Origin of the sequence: Cellulophaga lytica DSM 7489, assembly GCF_000190595.1 — a bacterium.
Classification (GTDB): domain Bacteria; phylum Bacteroidota; class Bacteroidia; order Flavobacteriales; family Flavobacteriaceae; genus Cellulophaga; species Cellulophaga lytica.
The window spans coordinates 2471849-2486946 of record NC_015167.1 but is presented as its reverse complement, the minus strand read 5'-3'; the positions used below and the strand labels follow the sequence as shown (position 1 = coordinate 2486946).

The window sequence follows — 15098 nt, the reverse complement described above, 5'->3', positions numbered from 1 at the left end:
CAGGCACTTTAATTTTGTCTTTGTAATATTTAATTTTACTTAAATTGGTTGATGCATAACTGTATGGCTTTTTTCTTTACCTGTTGTCCATTTCTAGTTTTAAATTCAATTGCAAGTATTCTACATCCCCTCTTTATCAGCGCCATAGAATAGGGCTTTACCTATGCATTCAATTCCGTTTTTTTAATACCCATTATAACAGCCCAAGATTTAATTCCTATTAGTATAAGTAAAGAACCAAGAATTAAAAAACAAATTTCAGGTTTGTAAAACATATAAAATCCAAAAAATAAGTACTATTGGTATTGTATATTTTTTTGTGTAAATTCCATTTGTTACTCTTGTACTTAATTATGATTAAGGTAAATCTAGATCTGTATCTATGTTATAAAGCATTATCCTATTTTTTGTAGGCAAACAAATTATATTTAAATACCTATCTCCTTTACTAGTTTTCACAAATAACCTTATCTCCATATTAGCCTCATATCTGTATTGTTTTTTGTACCATCTAACCTGTGTTTTTTCAGGTATAATTGACTCTAAAATTTCTAACTTATAAAAACCCTTATTTAATTTAGCCTTATTTTCCCGTAAATAATTAGAAAGTTCTCTTGCAGACCTCATTGGAGCATCTAATAAATCATATTCTTTTTCCTGAGGGTATTCTTTACTTAATTTTTTGAAATCTTTATTCTTAATTATATTAAAAATTTTGACGCCATAAGTATAAAAGTCTTCATTTAACTCATTAATAAAGTATGTTTTTTGAGAAGAAATTTTACTTAGTTTATAATTTTCTAATTCTAGTTTATTTTTAGAAACCCACTGGTTATTATATCTATTCAATTTATAGTAATAGGGAGAAATGGTAATCAATAAAGAATCTTTTAAGAAATTAAAACTTACGTTAGCTGTTCTCTCATCTGGTTCATTATTTGCATTTGGTTTTATATAATATTTAAATGTATTATAATATTGATTATCAAGTTTTAGATTATACTTTTTTATAGTATCGCTTATATCCTTATAATTCTTTGCTATTATCTTTTCTTGATTATTTACATAAAGAATAAAATTCTCAAGCATTTTACTTCCCTTTTGTGTTTTCTTCAAGTGGTTAATCCTTTTTAATTCACTAGAATCAAACTGTCTTCTAAATTTTTCAAAATCATTATTTTCTACAGCACTAAAAATACTATCTATATAACTTGAGGGAGTTACAAATGCTTGCTGAGATTTTACAATATAACTTTGTAACATTAGAATAATAAAAAGGAGAAGGAATGTTTGTTTTTTCATCCGTTTTTTTGAATAATCATTGCTTGCATAATAAACTAATTTGCCTTAATTATTGTTATACACCAGTTTGTTCTATCTCTTTTAATTTCACTATCAATTCCTCAATCTGAACTGTTGGTATTTTAATAGCTGATTCTATTTTTTTATTTTCATCCCCTATAACCAATGTTCCTATTTTTTCTTCTGCGTATCCTATTTTATTTATAAAAAAATCTATATTATTTAATTTTATAGTTTTTGTTTGATCCTTAAACCATCCAAAATTTGCTTCGTATTTTAATGTTGATGAATTCCAGATTATAGTCTCTTTACCATAAGTATTCCAAAGAGCTATTTTTAAAAGTCTAAACCCTATAAGTCCAAATAAGAATAAACCAATAAAGTACCCTATCTGTAATCCTTTTCCAATTGCAATTGACATAATAGTAGCTACTAATGGTATAAGAAATGATGTAAAAGCAAAAAAGAACATAACAACTCTAATAAAGAGTGGGCTTTTTTTTGCCTTAAGTACTATTATCTTTTCATTTAAACTGTACTGTTTCATTTAGCTGTAGTATTTATTTCCCTACCAATCCTAACTCATTTTTTATGTATGTCCGTTCCAATAGTTTTGTTGGATTAACACTCCACTTTTCTGCTATACTCATCACTAACTTTTCTTCCATCAAATAATAATTCTAATTTTTAATGTTGTGCTTAAATGATGTATAATGTATTTGTATATAGTTAGTGCGTGGCTTAAGCACCTAATTTAGAAAATAAAAACAGAATAAAAAGTCTGCTAGTCTAAAAGCTTCGGGATTTGTAAGTAGGCGTATACTAGCAATGAATTATACGCATAGCTGTAAACTGTTTTTATTTAATTATTTCAAACATTCTTTCGCTATTATTAGCTTCCCATTTTAAATTTCCATTATACCATACTTTTGTTACAATTGTATTAGAACTGTTTTTGTCAATTTCTGTTTTTATAATATCGAAATCAGAGTCAGAAAATTCAATTTTAGTTTCTGAGAGGTTGTTTGCGTCCAACGTTGTACTTGGTGAAATATTTAAAACTTTTCCGTTTTCTCCTTTAACAACCTTAATTCCTTTTGGGGAGTCTAAATTACTTTTATAATATTTGTTCCATTCTCCGTTTATCTTATGGTAAATGGTAATGCTCGTTTCGTTATAACCATTATCTATTTCAAATAAGTTATCGCCTTCCGCATTTAAGTATTTTATATCAATTCCAATATCAACGTTTACACAACATTCATTGTCATCTGCACAAGCAAAAATTGAAAGTCCTATTATCACAAGTAATATAATTTTTTTCATCAAAGTTTCTTTTCTATAAGATTCAATTTTCTTAATTAGTTGCGTATAAAAAGACGCTAACTTTTCGGGTTAACACAGAGCCGTCCCGAAGCCTCGGGATTATATTTTGTTTTTAATTTTTCTCTTTTCAAAAGCCAAATAAAAAATTTGGCGGACTTACTAAATATACAAAACCTTTTGGTTTAGTAATTATTAGCTATGTTTTTTACACGGTGTTAGCCACTGGCTTTTTCATTTATTTGTTCGAAAATATCGGATAAGAAATAGTCTTTGTCTCTAGGAACTATTCCAAATACAGATTCAATTTTTTCTAAAGTTTGTTCATTGACTAAATCAAAATCGTGCAATGAACTCAAGTCAGATATAAAACAGTCGTAGAAATTAATTCCGATTATTTTGTCAAAAAATTCGACTGCGATATGTTCGTTTTTTTCAATTCGGTCACTCTCGGTATATTCTAATGGAACATTTGCTCCAGGTCTTGGAATTTCCGTATTATTATTCTTAAAATCAGTAAGGTGCTTTTTTAGATTTTCAACAGCTTTATTTTCCGTTTCTCCGTGAGCGACTAAACTCCACCAATTCGTAAATTTTGCTCCATATTCCAAATTGTTTTGTTCCGAATTCGGATTTTTCCACGTTTCTAATGGATAATCATTAAAATCCCATTCCGATTTTAGAAATGATTTCAGGTATTTTATTTTGGCTTTCAGTTGGTTCATTCAGCTTGTGGCTAACGTGTTTGCATATGGTTTGTTGCGTGGTTTAAGCACTAAATTTAGCAAATAAAAACCGAATAGAAAATCCGCTAGTCCCGACGCTTCGGGATTCGTAAGTAGGCGAGAACTAGCCATTAATTTTATACGGTGTTAGGCAACGTATTATTTTTTATTCATTAATCCCATTGAGGATTTTGATGGTTTGCTTTTCGATTTTATATCATTATTATCTATTTCTCTTAACATAGTATATAAGTTTTTTATTCGATTTGTGTCAAGTGCTAAATTCAAAGCAGTTCCTTTAAATGGTGTTTCCAATATTCTTTCTTTATTCTCAGATGTGTAATATCCAAAATCTCCGCTAGCAATAAAAAAACCACCACCTCTTTTACAAATATTACTTGTCATAAATAAACCATAACCTGAATTAGCCCATTCTCCTTTTGGTTTGTTTTTCTGACCTTTATAAACCTTTCCAGAAGTAGCTGGTTTTAAAGCTGCTCTAATAGCATCTTCATCATTATTCAAATTTAGAGTAGGATTGTTTTCTAAAGATTCCTTAAGTCCAATTCCTCTGTCTATAATAGAAAAGGAAACTCTATTTAATGAAGGTCGATATTGAGCACAAAATCCAAATTGTTCTGAATGACTATGTTCTATTACATTTCTAAATATCTCACGTAAACAATAAGTCAAAACTTCATTTAAATCTCCACTTTCACTACGAGTTAAAATGTTAGAAATCTCCTTTGCTTTGGATTCTAACAATTCAGCGGGATTAATCATTAAATCACGAGCATCTTTTTTAATTTCTTGTGTATTGTAAATATTTATCGGGATATAAGTCGAACTACCTTTAGCTTCTCCTGGTTTTTTACCGAAATTCATTCCAAAAGCTTGAAAAAATCCCATATGAGCTGCGTAAGAACAATGTTCAAAATTAGTTGCCATGAATTTTGATTCTTTCAGTCGACTCCTACATCTTTGAATTTCACTAGAAACTAGAAGTAATGAAAAAGGGTCAATTGTTACTAAATTTGTAAAGTCGAAATTAATTTCTTTATGTGGTTCTAAAGCGCGCAAATTTTTCACAAAATCTATTGAGTTCTGAAAAGTTAATCTTGAAGGAACTATTATTTTTTTACGCGTCATTTTTTATGTTGCCTAACTACATATAAACGCAATTAATTGCGTTTATTCCGCCAATATGGTTGTATAAACGCACATTTGCCTTTCTAGTTGTTTTTTGTCTGTTAATTTTCCTACAATGTAAAACTATTTTTTATATCACAATTACGGAAATGTGTAATTGACATAAAATAGTTTACCTGTGGTAGTTTTTTAATTATAAATTACTACAAAAAAAAGCAACACTATATACATAGTGCTGCTCTCTTAAAAGAGAGGTTCTTTTGGGGAACAGTCTCGTCTCTTACAATTCTAACTTAAAAACAAACTAACTAATTTTCTTACAATTTATAATTAATTTTTCTACTTAAAACATACATATGTATAGTTGTAGCAAAATACTTTACCAATGGTAGCTTTTTAATGGTAGTTTGCTATAAACAAAAAAGCAACACTAAAAATAGTGTTGCTTTTTCTCATATATATAGAGCTGTTTTGGGGAACAGTTTAATTGTTGTAATTTTCTTTGGGTATGTCTTTAAAAAATTCTGCTGCATTTAAATTACCCGTTGGCCCATAGCCAATTAAAGCTGTACCTTTATTGTTGTCTTCTGTTTTTATAACATACAGTATAGACATATCAGACGGGTTACTCATACCCTCATACCTGTGTTCTTCTACCACAAAAACTTGTTGTGGCGTGTATTTGGTTTTTTCTTCTACGTCTACCAATTTGCCATCTACCACACTAAAATTACTTGTGTAACCTTTTGCTTGGTATTTTTCTATGTTATCTCTTTCGTTTTTTGCATATTCATTACTCATAGTTGTGTGTGTTTTTGTGATTAAACGTTAGGCAATAGCTTATTTAAATAGTTTTTTAATAACTAGTAAAGCTCCGTATTTACGTGCTAGCTTATAAGCCCAGCTTACCCAGTTGTATGGTTTTAAGTCTTCTGCAACTTGGTGTTTTTGTGCTTTTAGCTCTTCTACTAGTATTTGCCTTTCTAAACTAAGCCTTTTCAAATCCAGCTCAATTTGCTTAAATGATGTGTATTGCATAGTTTGTGGTTTAATCAAAATATGTTTTAGACATATTTTTAATTAATATTTTATCTATAAATGTTCTTCTACTATACACCAATAGGCCAAACAGTATAAAAATACCTCCTACTGCCAAATACCCTAATGGTATATTGTTAAACAAGTCTCCTAAAGCCAGTGCAGCGCCAATTGCCATAAACAAAAATGCTAACAGTAGTAGGCCTCCTATAATAACTGTTTTTACTACATAGGATGATGTACTTGTTAACTGCTGAAAAACTTTTAGCTCGTAGTATTTTTTAGATACATCTACGTATTTTTTTCCAGCCGCTGCGGCTTCAGTTGCCGTTTTGTCTATGGAGTTAATTACACTCATTTATGATTTTTGTAATTTTTTGTTTTTAGCCTTTAGCTCTTTTAATTTACCTTCTAATTGGTTAATTACATCGTCTGCTTTGTAACTAGCGTCAGATACTAAATTTTCAATTTTTGTGTCTAACGTTTCCTTATTTGTTGCTACTGTTGCAGCTACCGTATTTCTTAAATCTAAAGCACTATCTGCAAGAGATTCTTTTGTTGCTACGGCTTCATCTACCAATTTTCTTCTGGTATTAATTCCTTTGTCTGGCGCAAACAAAATTCCTAATGTTGCTCCTACTGCGGTTCCTGCTAATACTCCTAATAATGTGTTACTGTTATTGCTCATAATTTTTATATTTTATTTGTTTGTGTTACAAATTTCAGCAAACTATAGGGGTTACATTGCCGCAAATGATATTATCCTTAACTCATTTACCATAAAGCATTTGAGTTATTTTTATTTTTTTTTGCGATACTAGTTTTTACCACATTCTTGTATACTTGTGCACACACTAAAAACTATAACAATGAAAAGAGATTTAAAACAAGGAGAAGAAGATATTAAGTTTATGAAAGAAGAAGAGAAAAAAACAAGTAACTACTTTTTTCAGAACAACACTATTACTATAGCTGCATTTATAATTGTAATTGCAGCATTAATACTATTAACTATTGCTGTTTTTAGTACAGGTACAGAACTTTAATTACTTTTTTTTACAAGACTGACAATTATCATATTATAGGTGGGTTTTAGCCAATATCTTTACGGTATAAAACATAAATACACCACCAATAATGAAATTAAATATAATATTATCTAATTTAAATAATGGTAAAATAATGATTGCCATTTTTGCGCTAGTATGCATTGTAATAGTGGCAATAGTTGTAGGTTTTTTAATGAATAGTACTAAAAAAAAAGAATAATACGTGGTTAATGGTTAGTTGTAATAATTGATTACATGTTTGGTTGAAATGAAAAAGCAGGTTTTTAAAACCTGCTTTTTTTATGTTTATATTTTAAATGTTACAACGGGTATGGTGGCGTGGTTTGCAACATCTTCTCCTATGCTGCCCATAAAAAAGTGAGATAAGCCTTTTCTGCCGTGTGTAGATATGGCTATTAAATCTGCATTTGTTGTATTGCTGTAATTTAAAATTCCTTTTTCTACAGTATAGTCGTTATAAATTTCTACTTCTATACCGGCATTGGTTTTAGATATAAACTGTGCTATTCTGGTATACGCATCTTCTGTACTTAAAAAATTATCACCTGGTGTGTTTATATACACGTAGTTTATTTTGGCTCCTAAAAGGTTGGCAAAACTTTTTACTTTATGAAAAGCTGGTATGTTATCTTCATTAAAACTAGACGCAAAAACAATAGAGTTTACTGTAAAATCTTCAATATCATCTTTAATTACCAAAACTGGCACTGTTGCATTACGCACTACACGCTCTGTATTGCTACCTATAAAAATTTCTTCTAAACCATCTACACCGTGGGAGCCCATAACAATTAAGTCTGCTTTGTGCTCTTCTGCTACCTCATTAACCTCACTAAACACTTTGTAATGTTTTATTATTGGTGTTACTGTTAGGTCTTTTAAAAATGGTTTGTCTAAAAACTCTGAGAATCTTTTTTCTGTAAGTTTTAATAAAAATACAACTTGCTCTTGTGGTAATCCTTCAGAAGAAATCATTACAGCATTTAGCTCTAACATATGCAAAACTACAAGCTCTGCGTTGTGCTTACTAGCTAAAGATGCAGCAACTTTTAATGCTTTATTAGATTGATCTGAAAAATCTACAGGTACTATTATTTTTTTCATGCGTAAAATTTAAAGTTTATAATTAAATTGTCATTGAAAATAGTCTTGTCTGTGGTGTTTTTTGATGTAGTAACACATCAAAAGCCATACATATATTTCTAATAAAAGGCCTGCCTTTATCTAATACAGTTAGCTTTGTAGAAGAAATTTCTATAAGACCATCATTCTTCATTTCTTGTAACTTGTCTAAAGTTTCGCTTAATTGTGCAAATTCTTCATTTTTGTTACTCCAAGAAGTTTCTAACCTACACATCAAATTTAAAATATGTTTTCTAATTACAACATCTTCTTGTGTTAAAATGTGTCCTCTATAAATAGGAATTATATTATTAAATACCAAATGATTGTATTCTTCTAAACTTTTTACATTTTGTGCAAAACTATACCAACTATCACTAATACTAGAAACACCTAAACCAATCATTACTTGTGTTTTAGATGGTGTATACCCCATAAAATTTCTATGTAAATTGTTAGTTACCATAGACTGGTATAAACTATCGTTCTCTAGGGCAAAATGATCCATACCTATTTCTTTATAACCTACTTTTGCTAGTAAGTTTTTTCCTTTCTCATACTGGTCTCTTTTTTGCGTTGCTGTTGGCAAATCTTCGTCTTTATAACCTCGCTGTCCATTACCTTTTAACCACGGTACGTGTGCGTAACTGTAAAAAGCCAACCTATCTGGCAGCAATTCTTTTGTTTTTAAAATGGTTTCTTCTACGTGCTGTAGTGTTTGGTGTGGCAGTCCAAAAATAATATCATGACCAACAGAGGTATACCCTATTTCTCTAGCCCACTCCGTTACATTTTTTACATTCTCAAAAGACTGTACTCTGTTTATTGCTTTTTGTACCGTACTGTTATAATCTTGCACGCCATAGCTTACACGCCTAAAACCTACGTTATATAATGCTTGTAAATGTGCTTTAGTAGTGTTGTTTGGGTGACCTTCAAAACTAAACTCGTATTCCGCTGCTCGTTCTGCTTTTCTAAAAATACCATTTATAAGTGCCTGTAAGTTTTCTGGTGTAAAAAAAGTAGGTGTACCACCACCCAAATGCAACTCTTTAACAATTGGTTTTTCTGGCAACATATTGCAATACAATTGCCACTCTTTTAATACTGCTTGTATATAAGGTGTTTCTACTTCATGCCTTTTGGTTATACGTTTATGGCAACCACAAAACGTACAAAGACTTTCACAAAAAGGCAAGTGTATGTACAAACTGATGCCTTCTGTAGCGTTACTTTCTTTAAAAGATTTTATTAAGGTACGCTCCCACTCCTTACCAGAGAACGTATTAATATCCCAATACGGAACTGTTGGGTAGCTAGTATATCTTGGACCTGGAATATTGTATTTCTGAACTAAATTGCACATTTATATAGCGTATTTTTAAGGTAAAAATACAGGCTATTTTATGCTATAACTATGACAAATGTCATATTACCAAAAAAATACAATTTAGGCTTTATGCCAAACTATGCAAGTTGGGGTATTTATGTCTTTTATTTGGTGTGATAGGGTTAACGTACCTTCATCTTTATTTCTTTTAAAAACACTTACATCATTAGAGCTTTGACCAGCAACCAGTAACCAATCTTCAGACGGAGACAAATTAAAATCTCTTGGTACTTTACTGCCCGCATCTACACGCTCTACCAATGTTAATTCTCCCGTTTTTTTATCAATCTTAAAAACTATAATTTGACTAGTGGTTCTTTCTGATGCGTATAAAAATTTTCCGTTATCACTTATTCTAATAGCTGCCGCACCTGGCAAACCTGTAAAAGATTCTGGCAACAATTTTATGGTTTGCAACAAACTACTGTCTTTAGTAGAAAATACACTTACAGTACCAAACATTTCGGTTAACACATACACAAACTCTTTTTTAGGATGAAAAACACAGTGTCTTGCTCCACTACCTGCGGCTACTTTAAAGTCTAAGTTAGCCCTATTCATAAAACCAGTATTGCTACCTTTTTCATAGGTTTTAACAACATCTAAACCTAGGTCTGTTACATACATTCTGTTTTTGTTGTACAAGCACATATGCGCGTGCGGCCCTTCTTGTCTGCCTGGGTTTACTCCTTTACCGGTATGTTGTAAAATTTGAGCATTTTGCACAAAACCGTTTTTCTGTATGGCATACACCTCAGCATTTCCTGTACCATAATTGGCAACAGCAACTTCTTTACCATTTGGTGATATGGCTATGTGGCAAGGGTATGCGCCGTGTATGTATTTTTCATCTATAAATGTATAATTACCATTACCGTTGTGTTTAAACACTTTTAGTTTTGGTGTATCTTCATAGGCAATTTCTTCAATAACATACAAACAATTGTTTTTTTCATTGTAAGCAAAATAGCTTGGGTTTTTAAGTGGTAAATGTCCTATTTCTGTAGTAGTACCTGTATCTTTATTCCATTTTAAAATGTAAATACCTTTACTTTTTCCTATTAAGGTTTCAGACATTTTTTGGGTGTAACCACCAACCAATACAATCATAATTTAAATGCTAGTTATTTAAAACACAAATTACAAATAAAAGAGTAACATTACTTTATAAGCTACTTTAAATTTACAATAGCTTAAAAAAGTGTTTGTGTAATTATGTTGTTATTACACCAGCCTCATACTTTTTAAACACCATATAGCCATACCAAGCTATGTATACAAAACATAAAAAAGGCAATATAAAAGAGAAATTAATTTCTGATACGCCCATTATTGTGGTGTCTGATACTCCTGTACCTCCCATATCTATAATTAAACCCTGTAGAGGTGGCATTAAAGCACCACCAACAATTGCCATTATTAAACCTGCAGAACCTACTTTAGACTGGTCTTCTGTTAAGCCATCTAAAGCAATACCATAAATAGTAGGAAACATTAAAGACAAACAAAATGATACGCCCACCAAACTATACAAGCCAAACATACCATCTATAAAAATAGTACCTAAAACAAATACAATTGCCAGTACTGCAAAACCAGAAAGTAGTTTACCTGCGCTCATAAAACGCAACATTGCTGTGCCAATAGCCCTACCAACTACAAAAAGTAAAAAGGCTATAATTTGATAATAGAATCCGTCTTTTAATACCTCTGTACCAAATACTGTAATATAACTTTCTTTAAAAACACCGGTATTAACCAAGCCTTCTACGTATTGATAAATATAGGTCCAACACATAATTTGTGCTCCTACGTATAGTATTTGCGCTAAAACACCCAACGCATATTTTTTATTTTTAGCTAAGTCTTTAAATGTCTCTTTTATGCTTGGCATTTTACCCTCTGTACTATTCTGAGGCATTTTACTTACCAAAAACAATACAAAAAAACCAATTAAAACTAATCCTAAAATCACATACGGGTCTCTAATAACCGCTAAATCTGATGCAGTTATAGCCGCTTTTTTAACGGAGTCTAATGCTGCAAAGTTTTCATAATCATCTGACTGTAGTTTTTCTGCTACAAAAAATTTAGCAATTAAAATACCCGCAATTAACCCAACCGGATTAAACGCTTGTGCCAAATTTAAACGCTGTGTAGCTGTTTCTTTTGCTCCCATTGCTAATGCATATGGGTTTGCTGCTGTCTCTAAAAAAGCCAAGCCAAAGGTTAAAATATACAAGCCTAAACAAAAAAACCAAAATTGCTCTGTTACTGCTGCCGGATAAAAAAGTAATGCTCCCGTTGCAAACAAGCCTAAACCAATTAACACACCTACTTTGTATGAGTATTTACGCATAAACATTGCTGCCGGTAATGCCATACAAAAGTAACCACCGTAAAAAGCCATTTGTACCATAGATGCCTGTGTGTTGCTAAGTTCTAACACTTTTTTAAATGCAGATACCATAGGGTCTGTAACTGCATTAGCAAAGCCCCATAAGGCAAATAAAGAAGTAATTAAAATAAACGGAAGCAACATTTTTTTGGTTACAACAGGTACTTTGCTTGTAGTTTTCATATCGTAGTTTGTTTGGTTTTTAATTTAATGTACAATGTATTTAAAAGACAGCACGTAAACCATTTTTTTTCGACTAACAGATGGTTTTAAAGTAATTATGACGCAATAGCTACTAAAAACAAAAAAGGTTAAAACAAGCTGGTAAGCACCAAACTGTTTTAACCTTTTGTAATTTGTGTTGTGCTACTACTACAAAGTAGATGGACAAACGTATTTTGTTATATTCATATCTGCTTTACGCATAGCCGCAAAACCACCTGCAATATCTACTAAATTATGAATTCCTCTGCTTTTTAAAATAGATGCAGCAATTACAGATCTGTAACCACCAGCACAATGTATATAAAAAGTTTCTTCTTTAGGAAACTCTGCTAAATGGTTGTTTAGCATACTTAATGGTGTACTTGTAACATCTACTAAATGCTCTGACTGGTACTCGCCTACTTTACGAACATCAAAAACAGGTGCATTTTTTTCTGCAATTTCTTTTTTAGCTTCTTGTGCAGATATAGAGCGTAAGCTATCTACTTCTTTACCCGCAGCTTTCCAAGCTTCAATACCACCTTTTAAATAACCAATAGTATTATCAAAACCAACACGAGACAAGCGTGTAATTGCTTCTTTTTCTAGTCCGTCTGGTACAACCAAAACAATAGGTTGCTTAACATCTGCAATTAAAGCACCTACCCAAGGAGCAAAACTACCATTAAGTCCTATAAAAATAGATCTTGGTATGTGTTCTTCTACATATTCATTTTGGTGCCTAACATCTAAAACAATTGCATTAGTTTCATTTGCTACAACCTCTAACTCTTCTGGTGATAATGGTCTTGTACCTCTTTCTTGTACAACAGCTATATCATCATACCCCTCTTTATTCATTTTAACATTAAGCGGAAAATATTTTGGAGGAGGAGCTAAACCATCTGTAACCTCTTTTATAAATTCTTCCTTAGTCATATCTGCACGTAAGGCATAATTCATTTTCTTTTGGTTACCTAGTGTGTCTACGGTTTCTTTCATCATATTTTTACCACAAGCAGAACCTGCACCGTGAGCTGGGTACACAATAACATCATCTGCTAAAGGCATAATTTTGTTACGTAAACTATCAAACAAAAAGCCTGCTAAATCTTTTTCTGTAATTTCACCTGCTTTCTGTGCTAAATCTGGTCTACCAACATCTCCTAAAAACAATGTGTCACCAGAAAAAATAGCGTGGTCTTTACCATTTTCATCACGCAATAAATAGGTTGTACTCTCCATAGTATGCCCTGGTGTATGTAATACCACAATTGTTACATTACCTACTTTAAACTCTTGTAAGTCTTCTGCTATAAGGGCATCAAAACCAGTATTTGCGTTTGGCCCAAAAACTATTGGTGCGCCAGTTGCTTTAGACAAAGAAACGTGTCCGCTAACAAAATCTGCATGAAAATGAGTTTCAAAAATATATTTTATAGTAGCATTATCTGTAGTTGCTCTTTTAATATAAGGGTCTATTTCTCTTAACGGGTCTATAATTGCAACCTCGCCATTACTCTCTATATAATAAGCACCTTGTGCCAAGCATCCTGTATAAATCTGTTCTATATTCATAATCCTTTTCAATTTTGTAAACGCGTAAAACTACGTTAATTATTTTTTTTAGTTACTGATATTTATCAGTTAAAATTTTTTTGGTGTGCCACTTTGGCTCTTAACATTGATATTTCCTTTGGCTCATCAAAATACGTTACAGCTTCAGATGTTTTTACAAACAAAAACTCTCTGTGCAACTCTGTTATAATTCCGCTTGTAAAAATAATGTCTCTTGCAGGACCTATTGCTCCAGCAACATAAAACTGTATGTTTTTTTCGTGAATTTCTCTAATTACTTTTTCTAGCATTTGTGCAGCGCTAGAGTCTATATAATTTATGGCTTCAGCATTTAATATTACACCTTTTAGAGCGGCACCTTTTTTGTGTATGTGTTTGTACAATTCTGTTTTAAAATAGCTTGCATTACCAAAATACAACTGCGCATCAAACCTAACTATTAATAAATCATCTCTTGTAATTACCTCTGTACCAAAACGGCTAACATTTTTGTAATAATCTGTACCTTTTACGTTTCCTAACACTGCAAAATGTGGTTTAGATGTTCTGTACACCATTAACAATAATGAAAATAAAACACCCACTAAAATACCCTCTTTTATGCCTATAAAGACCGTACAAATAAATGTTGCTAGTAAAACTAAAAACTCGTCTTTACGATGTTTCCAGAGTTCTTTGGGATAAGCTATATCTATTAATCCAAATACAGAAACCATTATTATAGATGCTAATACTGCTTTAGGTAGATAGAAAAATAATGGTGTTAAAAATAATAACACCACCACTACCATTATTACGCTAAAAAGTGATGCTAAATTTGTTTTTGCTCCTGCCTCATAATTTATAGCGGACCTAGAAAAACTTGCTGTAACCGGAAAAGATTTAAAAAAAGAACCTACCATATTTGCAGATCCAATAGCAATTAACTCCTGATTTGGGTTTATAGTTTCTTTACCACTTTTTTCTTCTAAAGCTTTACCTATTGAAATAGCCTCTAAATAGCCAACCAAAGCTAATGTTACTGCAATTGGCCAAATATCTAATATGTTTTTTATATTTATGTTAGGTACACCAAATGAAGGTAAACCGTCTGGTATAGCACCTACTATTTTTACTCCGTATTGCTCTAGTTTAAAAAAGTAAACAGCCAAAATACCCAATACTACTACAAATAAAATAGACGGTATTTTTTTATTTATTTTTTTTACTACCACTATTATAAGTATACCAACCATACCAATGGCAAAGTCGTACATATTGGTTTCTGCTACTTTTGCAAACACATTTTTTATTAAAGTTACAAATTTGCTACTGCCCTCTATATTTGCGCCTAGTAAATGTTTAAGCTGACTAAACATAATTATAATTGCTGCACCAGATGTAAAACCACTAATTACAGGTTTAGACATAAAGTTTACTAAAAAACCCATTCTAAATAACCCCAATAAAAACTGAGTAGCACCAACCATAAAACCCAACACAATTGCCATAGCAATATAATCTTGTGTAGTGGCAAGTGACAAAGCTCCTAAACCGGCTGCAACCAATAAAGAATCCATAGCAACAGGCCCCACAGCCAACTGCCTAGATGTTCCTAAAAAAACATACATTAAGGTAGGAAACAAGGCTGCATACAGACCATAAACCGGTGGTAAACCAGCAATCATAGCATATGCCATACCTTGAGGGATTAAAATAATACCAACGGTAAAACCAGCCAATAAGTCTTTTATAAAATCTCCTTTTTTATAGCTTTTAAGCCACGTTAGTATGGGAAAGAAATGCTGCATTAGGCAAAT

General features: G+C 31.6%; 16 protein-coding genes. 1 reads left to right on the top strand and 15 read right to left on the bottom strand.

The features are described from left to right. Window positions 1-357: 357 nt before the first annotated feature. From CELLY_RS11155 to CELLY_RS11115, 9 genes are all read right to left on the bottom strand, one after another. Complete coding sequence (locus CELLY_RS11155) at window positions 358-1302, bottom strand: hypothetical protein (protein ID WP_013621786.1); 945 nt, start codon at window positions 1300-1302, stop codon at window positions 358-360. 55 nt (window positions 1303-1357) lie between these two features. Next, window positions 1358-1849, bottom strand: coding sequence for a hypothetical protein (locus tag CELLY_RS11150; RefSeq protein ID WP_013621785.1), 492 nt, complete (start codon window positions 1847-1849; stop codon window positions 1358-1360). Window positions 1850-2160: 311 nt separating this feature from the next. Further along, window positions 2161-2607, bottom strand: coding sequence for a hypothetical protein (locus CELLY_RS11145; protein ID WP_148228901.1), 447 nt, complete (start codon window positions 2605-2607; stop codon window positions 2161-2163). A gap of 236 nt (window positions 2608-2843) precedes the next feature. Next, the gene (locus CELLY_RS11140) at window positions 2844-3350 is read right to left on the bottom strand and encodes a hypothetical protein (protein WP_038506174.1); all 507 of its coding nucleotides are present in this window, start codon (window positions 3348-3350) and stop codon (window positions 2844-2846) included. A 159-nt stretch (window positions 3351-3509) separates the two neighbouring features. After that, window positions 3510-4499 (bottom strand): hypothetical protein, encoded by a 990-nt coding sequence (locus CELLY_RS11135; RefSeq protein WP_013621783.1) that lies wholly within the window; start codon window positions 4497-4499, stop codon window positions 3510-3512. 483 nt (window positions 4500-4982) lie between these two features. Next, window positions 4983-5300, bottom strand: a complete 318-nt coding sequence (locus tag CELLY_RS11130) for a hypothetical protein (protein WP_013621782.1) — start codon at window positions 5298-5300, stop codon at window positions 4983-4985. 39 nt (window positions 5301-5339) lie between these two features. Beyond that, complete coding sequence (locus tag CELLY_RS11125) at window positions 5340-5537, bottom strand: hypothetical protein (RefSeq protein WP_038507472.1); 198 nt, start codon at window positions 5535-5537, stop codon at window positions 5340-5342. Between the two features lie 10 nt (window positions 5538-5547). Next, window positions 5548-5895 (bottom strand): hypothetical protein, encoded by a 348-nt coding sequence (locus CELLY_RS11120; RefSeq protein WP_013621780.1) that lies wholly within the window; start codon window positions 5893-5895, stop codon window positions 5548-5550. After that, complete coding sequence (locus CELLY_RS11115) at window positions 5896-6225, bottom strand: YtxH domain-containing protein (protein WP_013621779.1); 330 nt, start codon at window positions 6223-6225, stop codon at window positions 5896-5898. 181 nt (window positions 6226-6406) lie between these two features. Here CELLY_RS11115 and CELLY_RS17080 point away from each other — a divergent pair, with 181 nt between their 5' ends. Next, complete coding sequence (locus CELLY_RS17080; RefSeq protein ID WP_013621778.1) at window positions 6407-6583, top strand: hypothetical protein; 177 nt, start codon at window positions 6407-6409, stop codon at window positions 6581-6583. A gap of 309 nt (window positions 6584-6892) precedes the next feature. Here CELLY_RS17080 and CELLY_RS11105 read toward each other — a convergent pair whose 3' ends face one another. The 6 genes from CELLY_RS11105 to CELLY_RS11080 all read right to left on the bottom strand — a co-directional run bounded on the left by CELLY_RS11105 (window position 6893) and on the right by CELLY_RS11080 (window position 15089). Then, complete coding sequence (locus CELLY_RS11105) at window positions 6893-7711, bottom strand: universal stress protein (protein ID WP_013621777.1); 819 nt, start codon at window positions 7709-7711, stop codon at window positions 6893-6895. 22 nt (window positions 7712-7733) lie between these two features. After that, entirely contained in the window at window positions 7734-9095 is a 1362-nt protein-coding gene (gene hemN / locus CELLY_RS11100) for an oxygen-independent coproporphyrinogen III oxidase (RefSeq protein ID WP_013621776.1), read from the bottom strand. Between the two features lie 84 nt (window positions 9096-9179). Continuing rightward, on the bottom strand, window positions 9180-10229 hold the full coding sequence (locus tag CELLY_RS11095; protein WP_013621775.1) for a lactonase family protein: 1050 nt from the start codon (window positions 10227-10229) through the stop codon (window positions 9180-9182). 103 nt (window positions 10230-10332) lie between these two features. Continuing rightward, complete coding sequence (fucP, locus tag CELLY_RS11090; protein ID WP_013621774.1) at window positions 10333-11700, bottom strand: L-fucose:H+ symporter permease; 1368 nt, start codon at window positions 11698-11700, stop codon at window positions 10333-10335. Window positions 11701-11889: 189 nt separating this feature from the next. Beyond that, window positions 11890-13299, bottom strand: coding sequence for an MBL fold metallo-hydrolase (locus CELLY_RS11085; RefSeq protein ID WP_013621773.1), 1410 nt, complete (start codon window positions 13297-13299; stop codon window positions 11890-11892). A 65-nt stretch (window positions 13300-13364) separates the two neighbouring features. Further along, entirely contained in the window at window positions 13365-15089 is a 1725-nt protein-coding gene (locus CELLY_RS11080) for a SulP family inorganic anion transporter (protein WP_013621772.1), read from the bottom strand. Window positions 15090-15098: the final 9 nt, after the last annotated feature.

Excerpts from the sequence above, each read along its gene's own strand:
- CELLY_RS11155 (WP_013621786.1), bottom strand. The coding sequence starts at position 1,302 with ATGAAAAAACAAACATTCCTTCTCCTTTTTATTATTCTAATGTTACAA.
- CELLY_RS11150 (WP_013621785.1), bottom strand. The coding sequence starts at position 1,849 with ATGAAACAGTACAGTTTAAATGAAAAGATAATAGTACTTAAGGCAAAA.
- CELLY_RS11140 (WP_038506174.1), bottom strand. The coding sequence starts at position 3,350 with ATGAACCAACTGAAAGCCAAAATAAAATACCTGAAATCATTTCTAAAA.
- CELLY_RS11135 (WP_013621783.1), bottom strand. The coding sequence starts at position 4,499 with ATGACGCGTAAAAAAATAATAGTTCCTTCAAGATTAACTTTTCAGAAC.
- CELLY_RS11130 (WP_013621782.1), bottom strand. The coding sequence starts at position 5,300 with ATGAGTAATGAATATGCAAAAAACGAAAGAGATAACATAGAAAAATAC.
- CELLY_RS11125 (WP_038507472.1), bottom strand. The coding sequence starts at position 5,537 with ATGCAATACACATCATTTAAGCAAATTGAGCTGGATTTGAAAAGGCTT.
- CELLY_RS11120 (WP_013621780.1), bottom strand. The coding sequence starts at position 5,895 with ATGAGTGTAATTAACTCCATAGACAAAACGGCAACTGAAGCCGCAGCG.
- CELLY_RS11115 (WP_013621779.1), bottom strand. The coding sequence starts at position 6,225 with ATGAGCAATAACAGTAACACATTATTAGGAGTATTAGCAGGAACCGCA.
- CELLY_RS17080 (WP_013621778.1), top strand. The coding sequence starts at position 6,407 with ATGAAAAGAGATTTAAAACAAGGAGAAGAAGATATTAAGTTTATGAAA.
- CELLY_RS11105 (WP_013621777.1), bottom strand. The coding sequence starts at position 7,711 with ATGAAAAAAATAATAGTACCTGTAGATTTTTCAGATCAATCTAATAAA.
- hemN (WP_013621776.1), bottom strand. The coding sequence starts at position 9,095 with ATGTGCAATTTAGTTCAGAAATACAATATTCCAGGTCCAAGATATACT.
- CELLY_RS11095 (WP_013621775.1), bottom strand. The coding sequence starts at position 10,229 with ATGATTGTATTGGTTGGTGGTTACACCCAAAAAATGTCTGAAACCTTA.
- fucP (WP_013621774.1), bottom strand. The coding sequence starts at position 11,700 with ATGAAAACTACAAGCAAAGTACCTGTTGTAACCAAAAAAATGTTGCTT.
- CELLY_RS11085 (WP_013621773.1), bottom strand. The coding sequence starts at position 13,299 with ATGAATATAGAACAGATTTATACAGGATGCTTGGCACAAGGTGCTTAT.
- CELLY_RS11080 (WP_013621772.1), bottom strand. The coding sequence starts at position 15,089 with ATGCAGCATTTCTTTCCCATACTAACGTGGCTTAAAAGCTATAAAAAA.